General features: G+C 46.5%; 19 protein-coding genes and 1 tRNA gene. 12 read left to right on the top strand and 8 right to left on the bottom strand.

All coding sequences use genetic code 11. From position 1 onward, the window contains the following. Positions 1-84 precede the first annotated feature (84 nt). The 3 genes from B067_RS0115580 to B067_RS0115565 form a co-directional block, all read right to left on the bottom strand. Positions 85-354 (bottom strand): hypothetical protein, encoded by a 270-nt coding sequence (locus B067_RS0115580; RefSeq protein WP_019531022.1) that lies wholly within the window; start codon positions 352-354, stop codon positions 85-87. Positions 355-436: 82 nt separating this feature from the next. Next, positions 437-652 carry a hypothetical protein gene (locus tag B067_RS0115575; protein ID WP_019531021.1) on the bottom strand — a complete coding sequence of 72 codons (216 nt, stop codon included), beginning with the start codon at positions 650-652 and terminating at the stop codon, positions 437-439. 867 nt (positions 653-1,519) lie between these two features. Further along, positions 1,520-1,596 (bottom strand) — tRNA-Met (locus B067_RS0115565). Between the two features lie 377 nt (positions 1,597-1,973). Between B067_RS0115565 and B067_RS0115560 the strand changes: the two genes are divergently transcribed. From B067_RS0115560 to B067_RS0115550, 3 genes are read left to right on the top strand one after another with little or no spacing between them, the layout of a single operon-like run. Next, entirely contained in the window at positions 1,974-3,134 is a 1,161-nt protein-coding gene (locus B067_RS0115560; RefSeq protein WP_019531019.1) for a 1-acyl-sn-glycerol-3-phosphate acyltransferase, read from the top strand. Continuing rightward, positions 3,134-5,263 (top strand): ATP-dependent DNA helicase DinG, encoded by a 2,130-nt coding sequence (gene dinG, locus B067_RS0115555; protein WP_019531018.1) that lies wholly within the window; start codon positions 3,134-3,136, stop codon positions 5,261-5,263. The genes B067_RS0115560 and dinG overlap by 1 nt, the downstream gene beginning before the upstream one ends. Before the next feature lie 4 nt (positions 5,264-5,267). After that, a complete protein-coding gene (locus tag B067_RS0115550; protein WP_019531017.1) occupies positions 5,268-5,585 on the top strand; it encodes a YqcC family protein in 318 nt (105 codons plus the stop codon). Positions 5,586-5,592: 7 nt separating this feature from the next. Here the strand turns inward: B067_RS0115550 and B067_RS0115545 are convergent, their stop codons facing one another. Then, positions 5,593-6,222, bottom strand: a complete 630-nt coding sequence (locus B067_RS0115545) for a response regulator transcription factor (protein WP_019531016.1) — start codon at positions 6,220-6,222, stop codon at positions 5,593-5,595. Between the two features lie 190 nt (positions 6,223-6,412). Here B067_RS0115545 and B067_RS0115540 point away from each other — a divergent pair, with 190 nt between their 5' ends. Both B067_RS0115540 and B067_RS0115535 read left to right on the top strand, forming a co-directional pair. Then, positions 6,413-9,109, top strand: coding sequence for an ATP-binding protein (locus tag B067_RS0115540; protein WP_083921446.1), 2,697 nt, complete (start codon positions 6,413-6,415; stop codon positions 9,107-9,109). Positions 9,110-9,124: 15 nt separating this feature from the next. Beyond that, positions 9,125-10,723 (top strand): response regulator, encoded by a 1,599-nt coding sequence (locus tag B067_RS0115535; protein WP_019531014.1) that lies wholly within the window; start codon positions 9,125-9,127, stop codon positions 10,721-10,723. A gap of 43 nt (positions 10,724-10,766) precedes the next feature. On the opposite strand, the gene csrA is transcribed toward B067_RS0115535, so the two are convergent. The 4 genes from csrA to B067_RS0115515 form a co-directional block, all read right to left on the bottom strand. Next, positions 10,767-10,958, bottom strand: coding sequence for a carbon storage regulator CsrA (gene csrA, locus B067_RS0115530; RefSeq protein ID WP_019531013.1), 192 nt, complete (start codon positions 10,956-10,958; stop codon positions 10,767-10,769). A 694-nt stretch (positions 10,959-11,652) separates the two neighbouring features. Beyond that, complete coding sequence (gene bktB, locus B067_RS0115525; protein WP_019531012.1) at positions 11,653-12,840, bottom strand: beta-ketothiolase BktB; 1,188 nt, start codon at positions 12,838-12,840, stop codon at positions 11,653-11,655. Positions 12,841-12,867: 27 nt separating this feature from the next. After that, entirely contained in the window at positions 12,868-13,524 is a 657-nt protein-coding gene (locus B067_RS0115520; protein WP_019531011.1) for a 3-oxoacid CoA-transferase subunit B, read from the bottom strand. An 11-nt stretch (positions 13,525-13,535) separates the two neighbouring features. Beyond that, on the bottom strand, positions 13,536-14,237 hold the full coding sequence (locus B067_RS0115515) for a CoA transferase subunit A (protein ID WP_019531010.1): 702 nt from the start codon (positions 14,235-14,237) through the stop codon (positions 13,536-13,538). A 146-nt stretch (positions 14,238-14,383) separates the two neighbouring features. On the opposite strand from B067_RS0115515, the gene B067_RS0115510 reads away from it, so the two are divergent. From B067_RS0115510 to B067_RS0115480, 7 genes are all read left to right on the top strand, one after another. After that, complete coding sequence (locus tag B067_RS0115510) at positions 14,384-15,271, top strand: LysR family transcriptional regulator (RefSeq protein WP_019531009.1); 888 nt, start codon at positions 14,384-14,386, stop codon at positions 15,269-15,271. Between the two features lie 542 nt (positions 15,272-15,813). Then, entirely contained in the window at positions 15,814-16,764 is a 951-nt protein-coding gene (locus tag B067_RS0115505; protein WP_240472875.1) for an extracellular catalytic domain type 1 short-chain-length polyhydroxyalkanoate depolymerase, read from the top strand. A gap of 46 nt (positions 16,765-16,810) precedes the next feature. Next, a complete protein-coding gene (locus B067_RS0115500; RefSeq protein ID WP_019531007.1) occupies positions 16,811-16,996 on the top strand; it encodes a hypothetical protein in 186 nt (61 codons plus the stop codon). A gap of 310 nt (positions 16,997-17,306) precedes the next feature. Continuing rightward, positions 17,307-18,746 carry a sodium:solute symporter family transporter gene (locus tag B067_RS0115495; RefSeq protein ID WP_019531006.1) on the top strand — a complete coding sequence of 480 codons (1,440 nt, stop codon included), beginning with the start codon at positions 17,307-17,309 and terminating at the stop codon, positions 18,744-18,746. Positions 18,747-18,956: 210 nt separating this feature from the next. After that, entirely contained in the window at positions 18,957-21,218 is a 2,262-nt protein-coding gene (locus B067_RS0115490; RefSeq protein WP_019531005.1) for a TonB-dependent receptor, read from the top strand. Between the two features lie 126 nt (positions 21,219-21,344). Beyond that, a complete protein-coding gene (locus tag B067_RS0115485; RefSeq protein WP_019531004.1) occupies positions 21,345-22,223 on the top strand; it encodes an alpha/beta fold hydrolase in 879 nt (292 codons plus the stop codon). Between the two features lie 32 nt (positions 22,224-22,255). Further along, complete coding sequence (locus B067_RS0115480) at positions 22,256-23,038, top strand: 3-hydroxybutyrate dehydrogenase (protein ID WP_019531003.1); 783 nt, start codon at positions 22,256-22,258, stop codon at positions 23,036-23,038. The last annotated feature ends 448 nt before the right edge of the window (positions 23,039-23,486 follow it).

Genomic DNA, 23,486 nt, shown 5'->3' with positions numbered 1-23,486 from the left:
TCGTCTTGCTGTGACGCAGGATATAAAAAAAGGCCTCTAACGTTTGTGTTGGAGGCCTTTTTTTGTAGACGATTTAACGCGAGTTTAGCGGCAGGCTTTTTTGGCGGCCTTAATTTGTTTGCGTTCACAGTCTTCTGATAAACCTTCGCCTATGCACCATTTTTTACGTTTATCCCACGCGGATAGCTTTACGTTTTTATGGTTGGAGCAAGTGACCACATAAATAGAGTACTCGATACCTTCGGTTGTGGTTTGATCCGATTCAAAGGTGATACTGGTAGGTTTGGCTGCCTGGGCGGTTAAGCTTAAAAGGCATATTAGTGCTGACAATGCTGCCAGAATATTAGGTCTCATGAGAGTCTCGTTGTTATTGTGCCTATGGTGCAGGGTGGCGGATATTACCACTTCAGGTTTGTAATGTCAGTGTTGACTCACTTTAGGAGCCTAAGGCTAATAATGCTAACCCAATCAGGGCCAAAATAACCGCGTCTTTGGCTACATCCAGCCTGCATAAGCTATAGAGGTAAGAGAGGGGTGGGAGGAAGAATGAGCACAAGCCCCAGGTGAAATCTTCTTTTGCACTGCTGACGACTAGTGAAAACCAGCTTAAGACAAGCACGGCAGAGCCGCTTAGGGTTAGGAATGTATCCATGGAATCTTCTTGTTTTGTGTAAATATTATTATATGAGCTGGTGTGGCTCTGATGTTATTTGACTATGACCCAATTATGGTCGGGAACTCTGTTTTGAGCAATCAAATAACGTGTTTGAGCGGAATTAAAGTGTTTGTGTGGTTGGGTTTGAGGTGGTGATTTTGAGGTGCAAGTATTGCTGGGAGGGTTCTAAGTGCTTTGCGGCTTCCTAGTTTGCTGCTAAACCTACTGGGTTCCGGCTCGGAGGCCGAAACGGCTCATGTTTTTTGTTGAGTAAATACCGTTTGGGATAGCACCGCTTTGGCGGCTTGTTGCGATTGCTTTGCAATCGCTCGAACCGGGGTCGGTTCTGCATGCGACCGCTGCTCGCACACAAAAGGCCGGCCTATGGCATTGGTTAGTTTGGGGTTGGGGTGTAATTAGGGGGGGGTAGGGGTTAGTTTGGCCGGATTGAATTGAAACAGCTTGAGGCTGTTTCAACCCCTGCGGGGCTCAGTGTGCCCCGCGTAGCGTTTTGGGTATCGGCGCGCAGCGCCTCGTATCAAATTGCTGGCGCAATTTGTGAACCGGGGTCGGTTCTGCATGCGACCGCTGCGCGCACACAAAAAGGCCCGCCAAATGGTATAGGTTAGTTTGGGGTTGGGGTGTAATTAGGGGGTGGTTAGGGGTTAGTTTGGCCGGATTGAATTGAAACAGCTTGAGGCTGTTCAACCTCTACGAGGCTCAGTGTGCCCCGCGTAGCGTTTTGGGTAGCGCCGCGATGCGGCTTGTTGCGATTGCGGTGCAATCGCTCGAACCGGAGTCGGTTCTGCATGCGACCGCTGCGCGCAAATAAAAAAGGCCCGCCGATGGCGAGCCTTTTTTATTTGGTAGCGGGGGCCGGATTTGAACCGACGACCTTCGGGTTATGAGCCCGACGAGCTACCAGACTGCTCCACCCCGCACTTAACTTTGCTGATATTAACTTCAGCGTGAGAATGGTTCTGGTCGAGCCACTCTCCGTAATGAGCCGCGCATACTAATGATCTAGTTGCTGACCGTCAAGGGGAATCTAAGGTTTAGTGTTATTAAAGCTGTAAAAGTAAATTGTGGGTTGTTTTTCGTACGGTGGGAATATTTTACCTGGTGGTTTAGTGGTCAGGCTTGCGGTGTTGTTGTTAGGCGTTGGCTTAGTGACGTTTATTTATTAAGCGTGTGGTGCGGGTTGGTGGGAGGTGGTCGCTGTGATGGTAGCTGCTTTTGCGGATGACTAATTCCCTAATTTCCGGTATGGTTCATCGCTAATTTAACCTACTCAAAATGATGTGAAAACGGTATTGCTATGGGCCAGTTTGCCGATATACGACCCTACAATGATGATGAAGTTGCCCCGGTGCTTGCGCGCTTAGTTGACGACAAAGAGTTTGTTGCCGCTATTGCCAGCTTGCGGTTAGGGCGCTGGCATAAGTGCTGTAAGCCTCTGGTGTATCCCATTGTAAAGCGCCTGTTGCGTAAGCAGGTGAGCGGCATGTGCACGGTGCGTGAAGTGCAGATGCTGGTGAAAGCCTATATGGACGGCATGGTGGATAAAACCACCAGCCAGTGCACGGTGTCAGGGTTGGAAAAGCTAGACCCTAAACAGGCTTATTTATTTATTAGTAATCATCGCGATATTGCTTTGGATCCCGCTTTTGTTAACTACGTACTCAGCCATAACGGTTTTGGCATGGTGCGTATAGCCATAGGCGATAACTTGTTAACCAAGCCCTATGTGTCTGCGTTAATGCGGCTTAATAAAAGTTTTATTGTTAAGCGTTCGGTCAAAGGCCGCGCCATGCTGGCGGCCTATAAATTATTATCCCGCTACATACGTCACTCTATAGAGGTGGATAATGACCCTATATGGATAGCGCAGCGTGAAGGTCGGGCGAAAGATGGCAATGATAAAACCGAGCCAGCGATGATTAAAATGATAGCCATGAGCCAACACAAACAACAGGAAAGCTTCTCTGAATTTATTAATAAAATGCGTATCGTGCCGGTAGCTATTTCCTATGAGCTAGACCCTTGCGATGGCGCTAAAGCCAAAGAGCTGTACGAGAAAGCCACCCACGGTTATTACCAAAAAGGCGAGCATGAAGATGTGACCAGCATAGCCTTGGGTATTTCTGGTGATAAAGATCATGTGCATGTGTCTTTTGGTGAACCGCTGCAGGGCGAGTTCAACAATGCCGACGATGTGGCGGCTGCCATCGACCAACAAATCTTTGCTAACTATGCGTTACAGCCCACCAATTTTATTGCCCATAAAATGCTACACGGCAGCTACCCTGAGGGGGTTTATTCCGATCAGCGCAAGCCTTTTAGTATTAAAGGTTTGGAGTCAGTAGAGCAGGCTTTTCAAAAACGCATAGCGGCTTTGCCGGTGGAACACCAACCTTATGCCTTAGGCATTTATGCCAATCCTATAGATCGCATACGCGAACGGCAGGCACAGGGCTAATGCTAACTGATGACTTAAAAAACGAGATACAGGGCGCTTATCGCCATTTACTAGACAGTAAAAAACTAAAGCCGCGTTTAGGCCAGCGTTTAATGATGGCGGAAGTGGCGAGAACCTTGGCCGGGGCCGATATGGACGCCAATGGCCACCGCGAAGGCGCTGCCAAGGTGTGCGTTGCCGAGGCTGGCACCGGCACCGGTAAAACTATCGCCTATGCTTTATCGGCTATACCCATCGCCAAAGCTTTAAATAAAACCTTAATTATTTCTACCGCCACTGTCGCCTTGCAGGAGCAGGTGGTGCATAAAGACCTGCCCGATATTTTATTACACAGCGGTCTCAATTTTTCGTTTGCCTTGGCCAAAGGGCGCGGCCGTTATTTATGTTTAAGCAAATTAGATAGTTTGTTGCAGGGTAGCCAGAGCAGCCATCAGAGCATGGCGCTGTATCCCGATGAAATGCAGCAGCAGGTGCAGGTGCAGGATCAAAAAGTTTACGACGCCATGTTGGATGCGCTATCCGCAGGCGACTGGGATGGTGATAGAGATAACTGGCCCGATGAGTTAGAGGTTTCTTTGTGGTCGCGGGTTACCACCGATCACGCCCAATGCACCGGTAGGCGCTGCCCTAATATACGCCAGTGTTATTTTTATAAAGGCCGCGAGGACTTAGATAAAGTCGATGTGATAGTCGCTAATCACGATTTAGTGCTGGCCGATTTATCATTGGGCGGCGGTGCGATTTTGCCTGAGCCGGAAGACAGTATTTATATTTTTGACGAAGGCCATCACCTGCCTGAAAAAGCGATCAACCACTTTTCGCAATTTAGTCGGGTGCGTTCTACCGAGCGCTGGTTAGAGCAGGGGTCTAAAGCGTTAGCGAAAGCCGCGCCGGAGTTGGCCGTCACTACCGCCAACCAATATATACAGCGTTTGCCTGCGATTATGGATAGTTTAAAGCAGCAACTAGCTATGCTGTTTACGCATTTAGAGGCTACGGTTTCAACCCAGCCTGATCAGCGCGGCAGCATTCCCTACCAACGTTTTCCTCAGGGCATAGTGCCTGAGCATTTACGGCTGCAATCGCAAGAGTTGGCGGGCGGCTTTCGCGACATGCACGACCTGTTAGATAAAGCCTGTAATATTTTAGAAGAGGCGATAGCCACCCCTGAGCACGGTATTACCGGCCCCGAAGCCGAGGCTTGGTATAGTTCGTTTTCTATGTTGCGCAGCCGTGCCGAAGGTAACCAAAGCTTGTGGCAAGATTATAGCGCTGCTATCGAAGCGGAAGAGCCGCCGCGCAGCCGCTGGATAGCCGTGGTGGAAGGCGCAGGCGGGCAGTTGGATTTTGAAGTATCTAGCAGCCCGATTTTGGCGGCTAACACTTTGCAGCATTATTTATGGTCACGTTGTTTTGCCGCGGTAGTGACCTCGGCGACATTAACGGCGCTAGGACGCTTCGATCGTTTTATAATGCGTGCTGGCACGCCAGCAGATGCCGCTTATATCGTTGTACCCAGCCCGTTTAATTATGCTGAAGCGGGTGAGTTAGTGGTGCCCGCTATGCGCAGCGAGCCTTCGAATGCCGATGCCCATACTGAAGAGTTAATCGAGCTATTACCGCAGATTCTAGAGTTCGATAGTGGTAGCTTAGTGTTGTTTTCGTCTAAGCGGCAATTGGAAAATGTGTATGAAGGCCTGCCTTTAGCTTGGCAGCAAAAAGTTTTGCGGCAAAGTGATTACTCCAAGCAGGAGGTGCTGCGACGCCACCGCGCGGCTATCGATGATAAGCAGCAGTCGGTGTTGTTTGGTTTGGCTAGTTTTTCCGAGGGAGTGGATTTGCCGGGGGATTATTGCAGCCATGTGGTCATCGCCAAAATCCCTTTTGCCGTGCCCGACCAACCGGTGGAGTCGGCCTTGTCTGAATGGATAGAGATGCGTGGCGGCAACCCCTTTATGGATATTAGCGTGCCCGATGCGTCGCTGCGGTTGATACAGGCCAGTGGCCGCCTATTACGCACCGAGAGCGATACCGGCAAGGTTACCTTGCTAGATCGCCGCGTGTTGAGTAAACGCTATGGCAGAGCTTTGTTGGATGCCTTGCCGCCGTTTAGGCGCAGCTTGAGTTAGCTTTATGGACAGCGCTGTCACCGCTTTATTAACGGATTTACAACTGGCTCTACAGCGGTTGCAGCTATGGCAGCTAGAGCGGCCCAGTGAGCAGGCGCTGGCCAGCCAGCAGCCTTTTTGTATAGATACCTTGAACTTTCCGCAGTGGCTGCAATTTGTATTTGTTGAGCGCATGCAGTGGTTGTTAGCGCAACAGCAACCACTGCCGCGCAATTGCCAAATTAGCCCTATGGCCGAGCAATATTTTGGCCCGCGGCTAGCGCAGGCGGCGACCTTGCTGGCCTGCATCAAGCAGATTGATGATCTGTTATCAGACGCTTAGCGTAGGTTTATTCCGGATTGCTGGATAGCTGTCCTTCTACTGCCATAAACATACGCACTAGGTGAGCCAATGAGTTGGCATTAAGTTTTTCCATCACTCTGGCTCTGTGTATCTCTACAGTGCGCTGGCTAATTTCTAAATCTATTGCGATGACCTTGTTGGCCTTGCCCTCTACCATCAGCTGCATGACGTCTCTTTCACGGGGGGTGAGATCATTCATGCGCTGCATAATCAGCTGGCGCTGTTGCAGGCTGGCGCGGTTGTCCTCGTCCAAGGCCATAGCGGTGGCGATTTTGTCTAACAGTTCCTGTTCACGATAGGGCTTTTGTACAAAGTCTATAGCGCCTTGTTGCATAGCCTCTACCGCCATGGGTACATCACCGTGGCCGGTGACAAAAATAATAGGCAGTATGGAATTCAACTCGTTGAGCTGGCGTTGTAGCTCCATGCCATTCATGCCGGGCATACGTATATCCAGCACGATACAGCCCGCCATCTCTTGGTTGTAAATAGATAAAAAACTGTCGGCATTGGCAAAGGCCTTGGTTTTTTGCCCTATAGATTCCAGCATCATCTGTAAGGAGTCACGTACAGCGTCATCGTCTTCAATAATATGAACGCAAGGGAGTAAATCCATGGGTCGATATCCTTGTTCTCTTATTGTGCGGCTAGTCATTGCGGGTTGGTGTGTTGTTGTGGGTATTTATACCTATACCGGCTTATGGATTGCTGGCCTAGTATTAATATCAACTTAACGCTTTTAACAATAATCGTTTATTGGCAAGCTTGCCAGAAACTTGCGGTATTTATGGATCAAAGGCCAAAAGATGACCCATGCTAAATACAGCCTGATTCGTCGCTATTTCATAACAATGCTATTAGTGGCGATATTGCCTGTCACTATTGTGGGTTACTTATGGATAGCCGATGCTAGGCAAAGTTTCAAACAGTTTGAAACAGTGTGGCAGCAAAGCCTTATGCAGAAGCATGAGGCGGCGTTGAGTCAGCAGGTTGCCAGTATGCTTAGTTATATAACGTTTCGCCACTCCCAAATACAGGAAACCCTGCGCCAAGAGCTACGTTATCGAGTGCAGGAGGCCATGGCCATGGCGGATGCCTTATCGGATGCCGGTGCCGGGCGAGAGGCCGTGCTTACCGCCTTGAGAAAGTTGCAGTTGCACGCACAGCATGGTTTTTACACGGTGCTCAGCCCCGAGGGGAAGATTCTGCTGGGGCAGAAAAGCCCGGAATTAGAACAGACTTCATTATTAGCGTTTTATCAGGGGCAGGAGCAGCAAGCGTTAAAAAGCGCTATTGCCGAGGTACTAGATCAAGGCGAGGTGTATTTAACCATACACGGTGTGTCTGATGAGCGGCCCAACCAAGAGCTACGCTTAGCGTTTGCGCAATATCACCCGCAGCTAAATATTATTATCATCAATCACAACAGCCTAAGCGCCATAGCCCAGCAGGTGCGTTTAGAGGTGCTGCAACGTTTTGGCAATAATAATTCTATAGCCGACACCTCCATTTTTATTTTAGATCAACAGGCGCAGCTATTGGTTGCCCCCGATATCCTGCGAGGGGTGACGGAAATTTCATTTGCGGTAGATGAGGCTCCTCAACCTATTGTCCGGCTGTGGCAGCGCTTAGTTACGCTGTCAGAGCAACCGCCCGCGCAGCAACCGCCTTTTTTATCTTATCAATTGCGGGGTGAGTCCGCGGAAAATACAGTGCCAGCTATGAGCTATGCCGCTATTTATGATGAATGGCAATGGTTGGTTGGGGCGCAAATACTGCTGGGTGATTACCAGCAAAAACTAGCCCTGCAACAACAGCGCTTCGATGACAAGATAAGCCGCTATATTGTGTTTGTGATAACAGTGGTTGCGCTATTTATACTTGTTGTTAGCGTTATTGCTTATAGTTTTTATCGGATGAATAACCGAGGTTTTAAGCGATTTATACAATTTTTTAATCGTAGTTGTGAGCATGCCGAGGCTATCGATGTTAGTGAATTACCTTGTAGGGAATTTGTCGAGCTGGCCTTTCATGCTAATGATATGTTGGCGCAACGGGTATCTTATGAGCATGATTTACAGCAAAGTCGGAGGCGTTTTCGCTTGGCTTTAAAAGCGTCTAATAGTTATTTGTGGGAGCTGGATACCGCCAGACAGCAGGTTAATTTTAGCGGTCGATTTTTAACAAAGCTGGGTTATCCGCAATTACCCGTGCCGGAAAAGATTAGTATTGAGCAATTGTTGGAGTTATGCCATCCCGATGATAAGGCTGTTGTTGAAAGTGCGGCGTTAGCTCAAGATAAAAAAATGGAGGTTGCAGGCATAGAGTTTCGGCTTAAGCACGCAGATGGTGATTATCGTTGGTTTCACAGTCGCGGGGGCGTAATAGATGAGCAGTCTAATGGCCAGGCCAGCTTGTTGGCCGGTATAGTCACCGATATCAGTGAGCGTAAATGTTTAGAATCAGATTTACAGCGTGCCAATGTGGTTGTTGCTGAGGCTAGTTATGCACGCGAACAGTTTTTATCTAGCATGAGCCATGAGTTGCATACACCATTAAATAATATTCTAGGGCACTTACAGATTCTGCAGCGTGACCCATTGATGGCTGAGGAACAGTGTCAGCAATTAAAATCGGCAGAGGAGGCGGGCAATTATTTATTACGACTGGTGAATGATATTTTAGAGCTGTCAAAAATTGATAGCGGTTATATGCCGGTGCAGGTGGGAGAGTGTGTGCTGAATGAATTAGCGCAAAATATTGTCGATATGCTGGCGCAGAAAGCTAAGGATAAAGGACTGCAATTTGTCGTCAATGTTGATGGTCGGTTGCCGAACAAAATACGCTTAGATGTGGTTAAGCTCAAACAAGTACTGATGAATCTGTTATCGAATGCCATTAAGTACACGCAGCATGGTCAGGTGCGTATGGATGTGGAGCTGGCCAGTGTGCAATATGCACAACAGCCAGAATTGATTTTTAGTATTAGCGATACCGGTATAGGTATAGATAAAACGCTGTGTAAAAAAATATTTACGCCCTTTACCCAATTAGGCGGCGCTAATACGCAGGGCACAGGTTTGGGCCTTGCTATATGCTGGCGCCTAGCTCAGGCGTTGGAGGGGCGGCTTAGGGTGGACAGTGAGCTAGGCAAGGGCAGTTGTTTTAGCTTGCGCCTGCCACTACACGCCGCCGGTGCTGCGGTTGTGGGTGCGCCGTTAAATATTAGCGAGCATGGCGATGTTGTGGCTAGCGCTGAATCCACCTTAATGGCCTTTACCGGTTTATCCGATGCACAGTATGAAAAGCTCTGTTGGGCGGCCAAAATGGGCGACATAGAAACCCTGCAAGCGCTATTGCGCCAGCTAGAAAAGGACGGCTTTGGCTGCAGTGATTGGTTGCTATATTGTCGGCAGCTACTAGCAAGTTTTGATGTAGAAAAGCTGTTACAATTTTTGCATAGCCGGGTAGAGGCTAAGGGTAGTAAAACAATACTCACCTAACAGTAGCTGGCAATTATGGATACACATCACAATAACGCAATAACAAGCGCCGCAGCTGATGCGGACGCACACAAAGCCGACGAAGGCGCGGTAGAGTCGTTACTATTAGTTGACGACAACCCTATCAACTTACAGATTTTATATAAAACCCTAGAGCGTACCGGCCATCGTTTGCATATAGCTAAAGACGGTGAAACCGCCCTGGCTATTGCCAGAGAGGTTAAGCCGTTTCTGATGTTGCTGGATATTATGATGCCTGGCATGGATGGTTATGAGGTGTGCGAGGCTTTAAAAAGCGATCCGGAAACCGCCCATATAGCCGTAATATTCTTATCGGCATTGGAGGATAGCGCCGCTAAGGTAAAAGGTTTTGCTGTCGGCGGCGTGGATTATATCTCTAAGCCGTTTCAGGCTGATGAAGTGGTAGCCAGAGTAAGAAACCATATCAAAATTCATCGCCTAGAGACGGAGCTGGCTAGGCGCAATAGTGAGTTGGAGTCGGAAAACGTACAAATCTTAAATGCCGTCAGTGAGGGCATTATCGGTTTGGATAAAGATGGCCGCATTGTAATGATGAACCCCGCAGCTACAGCCATTACCGCTTGGCCCACAGCAGACTGTTTTGGTGAGCAATTGTCCGCTATAGGGCTGTTTAATTCCGATGCTGGTCATCAGGTTATGGAGTACCAAAGCCTACCTTATCGCAGTTATTACCACGGGATAGCGGGCCATAGTGATATGGAGATTATTCGTCGCCGCGATGGCGAGCGTATCCCGGTTGCGATTACTTGTAGCCCGCGGCCCGAAGGAGGGGCGGTAGTGGTGTTGCGTGATATTAGAGAGTGGGTGGCTAGCGAAGAGGCGTTGAAAACAGCAAGAGAGGAAGTTGAGTTGGAGCGTCAGTATATGGCGCATATGGAACGGCTCAGCACTACTGGTGAGATGGCTGCAGGTATTGCTCATGAAGTGAATCAGCCGCTAACGGCAATAGTGAACTATGCCCAAGTTGCCAAGCGTTTAATGGCTGCTGATGAGTTTGATAAAAGTAAAGTCGAAGCGTTATTAGATAAGTTGAATGCGCAATCAGTGCGTGCCTCCGAAGTGGTGCAGCGCATGCGTAGTTTTGTTAAAAAACCCGAGCAGGGCAGGCGTATATGTGATGCTAATGACTTAATGAATGATGTATTAGCCTTGGCGGAAATTGATTCTAGGGTAAATGATATCCCTCTGCATTATGAGCCTGACAGTTCTTTGCCCTCGGTGTTGGCCGATCCGGTACAAATACAGCAGGTTGTGCTTAATTTAATTCGTAATGCTATGGAGGCCTGCGCAGATCAGCATTCGGAAGATTTTAATACTCTGTCATCTAGTGTAATAGTTAGGGCGCAGCTAGAGGGTGATAAAGTGCGTTTTAGTGTCATCGACAGCGGAATAGGTATAGCTCAAGAGCTGCGGGATAAATTATTTACACCGTTTTTTACCACCAAAGATAATGGCATGGGTATAGGTTTGGCGATATGCCAGTCTATTATTCAAGCGCATGGTGGTGAGCTAAGTTTTAGAAATAATGTGGAGGGCGGGGCGACGTTCTTTTTTAGTTTGCCTAGTAGTTAAAGCCTGACTAAAAAATTGTCAGGCTTTAACTGAGAACCAGGGCTTAGCTGTCAGTGGCTTCGCTAGACACTTGTTCATCTTGAATACGAAGGTACACTTCTTCTCTGTGTACGCTGACATCTTTGGGGGCTTCTATGCCCAAGCGTACTTGGTTGCCGCTGATGCCTAAGACTGACACTTTTACATTGTCGCCTATAATCAGGGTTTCGCCTAAGCGACGTGATAAAACTAACATGGTAGCTCCTAAAACAGGTAAAGCGGCTGCGTATGATTAGTGGTAGTGTTTATCTTATAGCGATACAGCGCGCCTAAATAATTCGCTGATGTACTTACCGCTATAGGGGTTTTTACCTACCTCAATGTTAAATAACCCAATGGATCTAACATCTTAGGTTAGTGCCGCTAACTCTATCTGTTAGTTTTATTAATGTAAAGTGGTGGCGATGGGGTTGAAGCTTTCTTCTATCTCTTGGGTTTGGTGTTTTTTGGCTTGAGGTGGCGGTTGTAGCGGCGTCCAATATCGCTCACAAAAGTATATCGACGTTGTGCCTGCAAAAGGCTGTAAGCCAAGCAGGAGTCAAAACGGAAGCTGTTGGGCAGCGCCGCTGTGGCGTTGTTCGGTAGTCAATGGAAGATGGCGCTTAGCAACACAGAATAATATTTATCGATAAATAAAAAGCCAACATATTTAAATACAGCATATTTTTTATAACTGTAAAAGAACGCTCTCAGCAAACGACTATGCTCAGCCCTGCTGAGTTTGAGAGAGTGGCCGATCAGACTAGATGCTTAGACTATTTACTTTTATGGGGAATGTGATGCCTGCTTTTTTAATGAATAAGGCTTAAAGCATCTTGCCGGGCCAGTGACTGAGGGTTAGCCATTAGCTTGCCGGCAAGCATTGAATATACGCTACCGGTTCAATTGCATTAATGGTGGCATTCGAATAAGGCCGCTATACCTTGTCCGCCGCCTATGCACATGGTCGCCACGGCATATCGACCCTTAATACGTTTCAGTTCATAGAGGGCTTTGACAGTAATGATTGCGCCAGTGGCGCCTATAGGATGGCCGAGGCCTATGCCCGATCCATTAGGGTTAACTTTTGCAGGATCTAACCCAAGCTCTTTTGTTACCGCTAGAGCTTGAGCGGCAAAGGCTTCATTGGCTTCCCATATATCAATATCTTCGATTGAGATGCCGGTTTTCGCCATCAGTTTTCTAACAGCGAGAACAGGCCCTATGCCCATGATGCTGGGATCAACAGCAGCTACTGCGTAGCCTACTAGCGTAGCTAAAGGCGTTAAGCCTTTTGCTTCGGCAACGTTCTTTGCCATTAAAACGACCGCTGCGGCGCCATCATTAATACCTGAAGAGTTAGCCGCGGTGACGGTACCTTGTTTATCAAAAGCGGGTCGTAATGTAGCTAGTTTTTCTACGGTAGTGTCGGGGCGGATATGCTCATCTTGATCAAAAACGATAGTGCCTTTGCGCGAGCTTATTTCTATAGGCAGAATTTGCTCAGTAAACCGACCTTCGTCTGAGGCGAGCTTTGCTTGTTGATGGCTTTTTACCGCTAGTTGATCTTGCTGTTCACGGCTGATGTTGTACTGGTTGGCAACATTTTCAGCGGTAATGCCCATATGGGTATCATTTATGGGGCAGGTAAGGGCGCCAATCATGGGATCGGTGAGGGTTGCATCACCCATTTTGTAGCCAAACCTTGCGCCTTGTTGCCAGTAGGGCGCGCGGCTCATAGACTCAGCCCCGCCGGCAACTGCCGTATCGCAGTCTCCCAGCATGATCATTTGAGCCGCTGAGATAATGGCTTGCAGGCCTGAGCCGCATAGCCTATTCACCGTTAGTGCGGGGGTTGCTATGGAGAGGCCACCTTTGAGTGCAGCGGCTCTGCTTAGGTACATATCCTGGCGATCACCATGGATGACAGAGCCAATAACGCAATGCTCAATTTCACTGGCTGTTAAACCTGACCTAGCAACGGCTTCTGCTATCACTTTGCCACCAAGCTCGGTGGCTGGCATGTCTTTAAGCGCGCCACCAAAATCGGCAATTGCTGTTCTAACCCCGCTTAATACAACAACTTCACGTCCGTACATTTTATTTCCCTCGTTGATAAAGACTTTTTAAAGCTGCATTTCAGGTACGTGTTCAGGGATGACAAGTTCCCCGGCAGTAAGGGCTTTAATTTCCTCAATGCTAACGCCAGGTGCACGCTCACGAAGAATGAATTTACCATCGGCTATGTCTAACAGGGCCAGGTCTGTTAAGACGCGCTTGATACAGCCTTTGCCTGTTAGTGGAAGGGTGCATTCGGCTAGTAGCTTTGAATCGCCGTGCTTGGATGCATGGGTCATGGTGACAATTATATTGTCTGCGCCCGCCACTAAATCCATGGCGCCGCCCATGCCCTTGATAAGCTTTCCGGGGATCATGTAAGAGGCGATATTACCTTGGCAATCGACTTCAAATGCACCTAGTACTGTCAGGTCTACATGCCCGCCACGTATCATGGCAAAAGAATCGGCTGAAGAAAATATCGATGCCCCCGGTACTAGCGTGACGGTTTGTTTACCCGCATTAATTAAATCGGGGTCTACATCTTCGTCTAAGGGGAAAGCCCCCATACCTAAAATACCGTTTTCTGATTGCAGCATAACCTCCATGCCTTCAGGTATGTGGTTGGCCGCCAGGGTAGGGATGCCTATCCCTAAGTTGACGTAATAACCATCACTAAATTCTTGAGCGACACGTTGTGCTAATTGTTCTCGTGATAAAGCCATAATGCTTCCCCTTAAGCAGATCTAACTGTGCGTTGTTCGATAACTTTTTCAAATTCACCAACAATTAATCGATGGACATAAATACCGGGTAAATGAATTTCATCAGGATCTAATTCGCCTATACCAACCAGCTCTTCAACTTCAACAACCGCTATTTTCCCTGCGGTAACGGCCATGGGGTTAAAGTTTCTGGCGGTTTTTCTAAACACTAGATTGCCATAGGGGTCGGCCTTCCATGCTTTGGCAATAGAGAAGTCTCCACGTATAGATTCTTCTAATATATAGTTTCTGCCATTAAATTCTCTAACCTCCTTGCCCTCGCCCACTAAGGTTCCATAGCCTGTCGCGGTATAAAACGCGGGGATACCCGCTCCGCCAGCACGCATTTTTTCAGCTAAAGTACCTTGCGGGGTTAAGTCGACCTCAAGCTCGCCTTTCATTAGCTGTGCTTCGAATAAGGCATTCTCACCCACGTAAGATGCGATCATTTTTTTGATCTGCTTATCTTTTAGTAAGATTCCTAGGCCGTGTTCATCAGTGCCGCAGTTGTTGGACGCGACGGTAAGCCCCTTAGTGCCTTTTCGTTTTATTTCTTTGATTAGGTTTTCAGGGATGCCACAAAGCCCAAAGCCGCCAGCGACAATAGTCATGCCGTCTTCTAGCCCCGAAAGTGCTTCTTGGTAGCTGTTTACTATTTTATTAAAGCCTGCCATGGGGCCTCCTAAAGTGCTTGATTGGATTCAACGGATTCAGGATGTGATATAACAATAAATTAATCAAATTGATTTATTCTTGCTATTAATAGATTTAATTTATATATTGGCAAAGTCGATTTATACATCTTGCTGATAGAATTTATATGAAAGTGACCATTAAGCATTTAGAGGCCTTTACCGCGATTGCTCAAACAGGGAGTTTCGCAGAAGCCTGTGATTTACTTAATCTGTCGCAGCCTGCGTTAAGCAGTAGTATTAAAAATTTAGAGGGGTTGGTAGGCGGAAAACTATTTTTGCGCACGACTAGAAAGGTTCGGCTTACCCCTGAGGGGGAGGCCTTTTCTCCGATAGCCAAACGTTTGTTGGCTGATATCGAAACATCTGTTGATGATGTAAAAAGTTTGTTTTCATTGCAGCGTGGCAAGCTCGATATAGGCGTTATGCCTACATTTGCTAACAGTTTGCTAGCTAAAATATTAGTTGATTTTTGTAGCCAGAGTCCAAAAATAAAAGTAACGGTTCATGATGTCGTTGCCGAGACGGTTGTTGATATGGTGAAAGGCGGATCCGTAGAGTTAGGGATAAGCTTCTCTCCAGATGATGGTTCAGGGTTGAATTTCACCCCGCTTTTTGAAGATAAGTTTGTGGTGGTTTTGCCTAGGCAGCATAAACTTGCAAAAAAAACTAAAATTCACTGGCAAGACTTGCAGGGTACAAATTTTATATGCTTGCAAAGGCCGTCGAGCATTAGGCAACTAATCGATGAGAAATTATTAGAGCTTAGTTTTCCCTTGTCGGCAAATTTTGAGGCTCATCAATTAACAACTATTGGCAAGATGGTTGGTGAAGGGCTTGGTGTTAGCATAGTCCCGCAAATTAGCGCCAAGCAAATGGAAGATTTCGGCGCGGTTAGTCGACCACTGCACGCTCCTGTAATTGCCAGGAGTGTAGGCATTCTTACCAAAAAGGACGCGGTCTTGTCTTCGGCTGGAATTGAAATGATGGCAACAATTAAGCGGCGATTTAAGTAATAGAGCTTATGATATTTGTGAGCAGAAAAATACTATAAGCTGAAAAGTGCATCGGCCTCCATGATTAATTGTCTGTGGCTAGTTAGATTCGTCTTTTGATGGCATGCAATTGCGATTGCAAAAGCTGCCGTTTGATATAGCTGGTGGGAGAGGCTATATGTTAAGCCTATATGAGGCCATCCCCTAAAATCGCAAATGCGTAAAGTATGGCTTAGCCCGTTATACTCGATCATAGAACACAAAAGATTCCTCATGCGAAACTTTATAACTTCCCTCTCTGGCATAGTGGTTTTGACTACGTTATTTGACAGTTCAACAACTGTTGAGTTATTGTGCTTGGCAAGCTCATGGCTAGTCGAGCCTAGCGTGTGCTTGTAAAAATAACTCCTCGTTAGGTCTTTTATAAAACGCTGCTGAGGGTTAATGGTCAGGATGATAAAAAGCGGATTTCGTAGTGGTGCGATGTTTTAGCAAAGCAGAGCCAATAATAGTAAATGTATAAAAAGGTACTCGCTATGCTCTTAAAACGATTGATAATATTGATGAGTGCTCTCGTTATGTGTGCTCTAGCGATGACCAGTAATGCGGGTAGCTGGCAGCAAGGTGTTTCTATTGGCGGCTTTAACAGCGTACATATTTATACCCCCGGTACACGCTCCCCCGTAGGTAATGGCAAGTCATTATTAATTGTGCTGCACGGCTGCGTGCAGCCTATCGATAATTTTTTAACGGCAAACCTTGAACTGGCAGCTGAAGAGCACGGTATGGTTGTCGCTGTTCCCAATGCTATGAACAAAGCCGGTTATGCTTGTTGGTCTTATTGGCACGGTGCCGTTAGTCGTACATCGGCCGACTATGAAAATCTAATAACACTCGCCAATACTATGAGTGGCGACAGCAGCCGTGATATCGACCCTAAGCAAGTGTATCTTAGCGGCCTTTCATCCGGTGCTATCATGGCCGCTCAAACTGGCTGCCTTGCACCTGATGTGTTTGCGGCTGTAGCTCCCAGTGCAGGCCCTAGTATAGGCACTAGTGCCAGCGGCGCTTTCTCTTGTGAGACGGTCACCTCCGCAACGTTTAAATCACGCTGCGAAGCTTATGCCGGAACAAACAAGAGTTACTTTGCAACACAAATTGCCGTTGTGGGCCATGGCAGCAGCGACACCACGGTGCCCAAGTGTTACAACCAGCAAAATGCCGAGGGCTATGCTGCCGTGTATGGCGCCACACAAGCCCCGGGCACGATTACCCTTACCGAATCTGCAGGTCATACCGCCGATCAAACTCTGTGGTCAGATAATCGCGTTGCAATGTTGTGGTTCAACAACCTTGATCATTCATGGTCTGGCGGCAGTGACGCTTCAGGGTCTTATGTGTCGGCTAATAGCATCAACTTTGCCAGCTACTTGGGCGCCTATTTCATTGACCACAACAAGCGTATCGATCGTAACCATGGCCCGCTTATTGGCAACCATACGGCAGTAAATTAATCCGATACAGCCATCTTGTTCAGTTAATGCCGAAGGCGTGTTAACCATGTGGTTATCTGCAGCGGTGGGAGCAAATATAGATACCAAGCTAAATATCGACAGGGTTGTGGCTGATTTTCCAATGGTTAAGGCAGTCGCTGGCCTATCGGGTAATAACGGCATGGCATTGAATATAGTCTCGTTAGAGGCGGCCAGTCAGCGACTATCACGACCGCCGGTGATCAAAAAATAAATAAAAATTTGCTCCACTCTACGCGCTTCATAGCGCTCAAGTTGATAAGCTGACACAGCGCCATTGCTTAGTTGAATGATACGCTCAATAGCGCTATTGCTAACTTGTTAGCCATTAAATTGTTGTAGAAGTCAAAAATAAAAACAGCCTGCAACGTACAGAAACTATCGGCTCGCTGGCTTCGAGTTGGATCAATTACTTAATAAATAATCATTCTATAGTTTGAAAATAAAACACAGTGCTTGACAGTTCAACGCTTGTTGAATTTAATAGTAGGTGTAAATACAAAACTATAATGAGAGCGATAATCATGTCCCCTGAGCTGTTTAAATATATTTGTGTTGGTTTTTATGTGCTACTAACCCTGTGGTTATCGTGGATAGGTATGCGTAAAACCTATGATATTAAGGGTTTTTCTATTGGTAATAAGGATATGAGCCCGTGGGTTGTGGGGGTTACCATGGCGGCGTCAATATCTTCCACGGCTACCTTTGTGATTAATCCTGGTTTTGTCTATACCCATGGTGTTTCGGCTTTTATGCACTATGCGGTGGCGGGTAGCGGCGGCATCATTACTGCTTTCTTGTTACTCACCCGTCGTTTTCGACAGTTAGGGGAAGAGAATGGGGCTATTACCATCCCTGACTGGATTTACCAGCGTTACCAAAGCCGTTCTTTGAGTACATTCTTTGCCATTATTAACCTATTGTCGGTGGCTTTTGTGGTGCTCATTTTGGTGGGCTGTAGCTTATTGCTGAGCCAGTTATTTCCAATATCAAACACGCTATCTTTAACGCTAATTTTATTGTTTGTTTTCTCCTACATACTCATGGGAGGGAGCTATGCACATGCCTATACCAATACCTTTCAGGGTGTGATGATGATAGGTGTGTCGATTTTTATTTTTGTGCAGGGCTACCATTATTTTCAAGGTGATATCAGTGGGGCGCTGGCCAGTATCGGCGACAATTACAGCAGCGTGTTTAACCGCGATAGCAACCTCTACTATGATTTCTTCTCGGTGTTTTTTAGTGGTTTTGTGATTACCTTTGCCCTGATGATGCAGCCGCATATTCTGACCAAAATGCTGTATTTGAAAAGTGATAGTGATGTGAATAAGTTCTTAGTCACGACCATTTTGGCAGGCAGCTGTTTTATGCTGATGCTTTCTGTGGGGTTTTATGCGCGCTTGAAGGGCATGGATATAGAGCAGCAAGATGCGGTGGTAGTGAATTATATCGCTACCGAGTTTATGGACTATGGCTGGGGCCCTTATGCCCTCGTGTTTATCACCATTACTTTATTGGCGGCAGGTATGAGTACCTTGGACGGTATTCTGGTGTCTGTATCGGCAATGGTCGTTAAAGATCTGTACCTGCCGTTTAGTGGCAAGCAGGGTTTTGAGCAGGGCGGGGGCCTCATGTTGTCTCGGGTGGTGCTGGTGGTGGTTGGTTTGCTCGCTTATGTGGTGGCATTAAACCCACCGGCCTTGGTTGGTCTGTTTGCGCAAAAAGGCGTTTATGGATTGGCCGCTGCTTCTCTGGTTCCCATTGTCATGGGGACTTTAATGAAAAAAACACCACCGATAGCGGTGGCCTGGGGGGCTGCGGCAGCCGGTTTAGGTGTGCATATTATTGGTATTTTATGGCTGGGTATTGAGAACCCAGCGGTATCGGCGACTTATGCAATCATCCTGTCGGCGCTTATTCCGATATTATATAAGGCCGCTAAGCTACTGAAAAAAATGTAAAAATCATCACTTCAAAGGCTTTATTTCAACGTTTGATGAATAAAGTTCATCGGGTGTTGAAAAATTCATTGACAGTTCAACGCTTGATGAATTTTAATGGTGGTAGCGGTTTAGTCGTATCTCGATTCGAAAGATGTGGCTGAAGTCTCAGGCTAATTCAGGGATAAGCCGCTACATACCTAAAATTTTAAGAAGAGCAGGATAATAATTATGAATAATACGGTGTTCTCAAAATCAAATATTTCACGAGTCATTGCCATCGCAGCGGCTTTAACTAGTGGCTCAGCGGCAATTGCTGAAGGCAATATCCGCTTACTTGAAGAAATCATTGTTACCTCGCAAAAAACTGAAGCCATGTTGCAAGACGTACCTCTTGCAGTAACAGCCTTTGATGCGACGGCACTTACCAATGCCGGCATTCAAGATATGACAGAAATTGCAAAGTCAGTACCAAACGTTACCTTGTCTGCTAGCCGCGGCACCAATACCACATTAACCGCTTTCGTGCGTGGTATTGGCCAGGCTGACCCTGTTTGGGGTTTTGAACCAGGTGTTGGTATGTATATCGATGATATCTATATGGCGCGTCCACAAGGTGGCGTGTTAGATGTGTTTGATGTAGAGCGTATCGAAGTATTGCGTGGCCCACAGGGAACGCTATTCGGTAAGAATACTATCGGTGGTGCAATTAACTACATCTCTAAGCGTATGACGGGTCAGCCTGAAATGAGTGCTGAAGTTACTGTCGGTTCATACGGCCAAAAAGATGTGAAAGTTGCCGGCCAATACCCCATCATCGAAGACAAATTGTTTGTAGGGCTTACTGTTGCTAAGTATGACCGCGATGGCTACGGTGAGTTTTTACAAAGTGGTGATGAGAACTACAATAAAGACCTGCTCGCAGCGCGTTTCAACCTAGAGTATATAGTCAACGATGATATCGATATTCGTGTAAGTATTGATGACACCCAAGATGATTCAAATGCCAAGGGCGGTCATCGTCTGACCCCTAGTGTTTTCCTTCCTGGAGAAGCTGCCCCTTCGGATGTGTTTGATTCTAATGCCGATATGTCTACCGACAATGAGGTGACTGCTTCCGGCGGCTCTGTAATTGTTAACTGGCACATTAATAGTGATCTAGCACTTAAGTCTATAACGGCTTATCGCGAAGGCGATACAGTAACCAATATTGATTTTGATAACACCTCCTTTGCCTCTGCGCATGTTCCTGCAGTTTATAATGATGATCAAACCTCACAAGAAATTCAATTGGCCTACAGCAGTGAAAAGTTAGAGGTAGTGGGTGGTCTTTACTATTTCACCGGTACCGCTTCAGGTGCGTTTGATGTATTGCTAGGTGGCTTTGATGCCTTTTTCGGCACAGCGGGTAATTTTTCGGCAACCTCAGCAGGCAGTGTTGACACTACTAGCTACGCGGCTTTTGTGAATTCAAATTTCACACTCAATGACGCGTGGTCATTAACACTGGGTGCTCGCTATACTATAGAAGAAAAAGACGCCGACGTTTATAAAGCATTCCTAGACGTTGAGACACGTTCAGATTTTACGGGCGGAACCACTAATAGTGTTATCGGCGCGCCAGCTACTGATTATTCAAACGATGAATCTTGGAGTGAGTTTACGCCAAAAGTCGGTGCTAAATATCGCTTAAATGAAGACGAAATGGTTTATGCCTCGTTTAGCCAGGGCTTCAAAAGTGGTGGCTTCGATATTCGCGGTGATGCGGCGGCAAACCCAAATACAGTGAATGGTTTTGACCCTGAATATGTTGATACATTTGAGTTGGGTTATAAAGCGGAGTTAATGGACGGTCGTATTCGCTTAAATGCGGCGCTGTTTTACTCTGACTATACCGACATGCAGGTAACCATTCAGGAAAGCTCAAACGGCGGCGCAAACTATGTGGCTTCTGTGTTAAATGCGGGTGAGTCAGAGATTCAGGGCTTTGAACTGGAAGTTTTGGCGCAGCTGACCGAAAATTTATCGACTAGCTTCATGTACGGTTATGTTGATGCTGATTATAAAGAAGTGCTGACGCAAGTTCCGGACTCTTTCGGTAATCCCACTACTGTAGATCTTGCCGATAGTTGGAGTTTTGCAGATACCCCGGACCAAGTGGCAAGACTTAGCTTCTCTTATAATCTAAATTTAGATAATAAGGGCAGCATGGTTATGACTACCTCAGCATCTTATCGTGATGAAACGCAGATATTTGTAGTTGAGTCACCGATTGATGAAGATTCTTACACCTTGGTCGACGCAAGTGTTGTTTGGTATTCAATGGATGAGCACTGGACTGTCGGCCTACACGCTAAAAATATAACAGATGAAGAGTATCGTACCGGCGGTTATAACTTTCCAATCCCCGGTGGTCTTGGTGGCGAAGATGTTATTATCGGTTACTATGGCAACCCTCGCTCTGTTAGCTTAAACGTTGGCTTTAGCTACTAAGTTAGAATAGTTCCGCCCCTACGCTAGGGGCGGAACATCCCTTCTAATCATATTTTTCTCCTGCAGTAATATGCGTTAAATTGTATTAATGCGTTTCAGTTGTATAAAAAAATAGGGGAATCCGGTATGGATTCGAAGAAGACAGTAGATGGAAAGTATACCGATATTTATTATAAGGTAGATGATGGCCTTACTTTACATGCTCGTGATTATGCTAACCCTCATGCTATAAAAACAATTTTATGTATGCATGGGTTAACACGAAATGCAGCTGATTTTGAAACGATTGTTGATAGCTTACAAAAAAATTATCGTGTGATAACGGTTGATCAGCGCGGTCGCGGTTTGTCTGATTGGGAAACTGACTCGCAACGTTACAGTCCTGTGTATTATGTGAGGGATATGTGGCAGTTACTTGACCACTTAAGTATCGACAAGGTGGCGTTAATTGGTACATCAATGGGCGGTTTGATGGCTATGTTAATGGCTGCAGAACGGCCAGAACGTATTCAGGGTTTAGTTATTAATGACATTGGCCCAGAGGTTGCGACGAGTGGCTTAGCTCGCATCATAAATTATGTTGGGGGTAGGTCTGAGGCGGAGAGTTGGGCCGCCGCTGCTGCCGATACTCGTGATGTAAATGCGATTTGTTTTCCTCACTATACGGATTCGCAATGGATGACAATGGCGCGTCGATTATATCGCGAGAATGAACAGGGTCGCCCTGTGCTCGCTTATGACCCCGCTATTTCATCAACTATTCAAAGTGAAGAAAGCGCGTCAGTGCCTTCTAATTTATGGCCGCTGTTTCATTCGTTGAAAGCAATGCCTATGCTAGTCTTACGCGGAGAGCTTTCTGATTTGTTATCGGAATCTTGTTTTGAAGAAATGAAAAGTAGTATGCCTGCTATGCGTAGTGTAGAGGTGTTAGGGGTGGGGCATGCTCCTGCATTGGATGAGCCAGAAGCTATCGATGCTATAGTTAAATTTTTATGCAGCTTTTAATAAATAATGATCAATAACAAAGAGTACTTAGCATGTTACAGTCAAGAATAGCCCTTATTACCGGTTCTACCAGTGGCATTGGTTTAGCGGTAGCAGAAGCCATGGCTGAGCAAGGATGTCACATAGTCTTAAATGGTTTTGGTGATAGTGATGATATTGCGAACATAAAAAAGCGTTTGTCGGGATCGTATCACGTAAAGGTTTATCACCATCCGGCGGATGTTTCAAAACCAGAAGATGTACTTGCGATGGTGCTCTATGCACAAGAGGTCTTTGGGCGTATTGATATTTTAGTGAATAATGCTGGTGTACAGCATGTTTCGCCCATAGAAGATTTTTCCCAAGCGCAGTGGGATCGTATCATTGCGATAAATTTAAGCAGTGTTTTTCATAGTGTTAGAGCCGCATTGCCTGGCATGAAAGAGCGTGGCTTTGGTCGTATTATTAATATTGCATCGATTCATGCGTTAGTGGCATCACCCTATAAATCTGCCTATGTGGCGTCTAAACATGGGGTGGCAGGTTTAACTAAAACCATTGCACTAGAGTCGGCCCAAAGTGGCGTAACCTGCAATGCGATTTGTCCCGGTTATGTATTGACGCCATTGGTTAAAAATCAAATTGCTGATACAGCAAAAGCTAGGGGTTTAACTGAGCAGCAGGTAATGGAAGATGTGTTGCTGGGTTCACAGCCGACTAAGCAATTTACCGATGTTAAAGATATTGCCGCTATGGCAGTGTTTTTGGCTGGCGAGAATGCCAGTAATGTTACCGGCAGCTTGCAAGTGATGGATGGCGGCTATATAGCCGTATAAGCGTTAGCTTCTCGATACCCTGTCGTACTGGTCATGCCCACTGCTATCGGTTAATTATGTAAATAATCACGCCAGCTGGGCCTGCCACTTTCGAAATACTACAGACTTCGTCATAGCCATGAAGTGAGAGGGCAATGATTACCTTTGGTAAGACGGTATGATTTTTTAAAGACAACAATCAGCGTGTTGAAGTTAGTCTGTCAGTTGATCCGGCCTCATGCTGAAGGTGCCACTTGTCATGTAAGGCAAAATTTCCCCACATATCAATCTATACACCAATCCATACACCAATCTAAACACCAACCCAAACGTCAAAGAGTGACTAGATATAACTCGTTGCAGTGTCAGGCTTTAATGCTTATATCTATTGTGTGATTCAATGGCAGACATTGTGTTCGATGCTAGGCATAGTCGAGGAAGGTGTTCAACGCACGTTGAAGCAAAGCTT

The sequence above is a fragment of the Dasania marina DSM 21967 genome (assembly GCF_000373485.1).
Classification (GTDB): Bacteria; Pseudomonadota; Gammaproteobacteria; order Pseudomonadales; family Dasaniaceae; genus Dasania; species Dasania marina.
The sequence above is the reverse complement of the archived record's forward strand: the minus strand, read 5'-3'. Positions and strand labels throughout refer to the sequence as shown.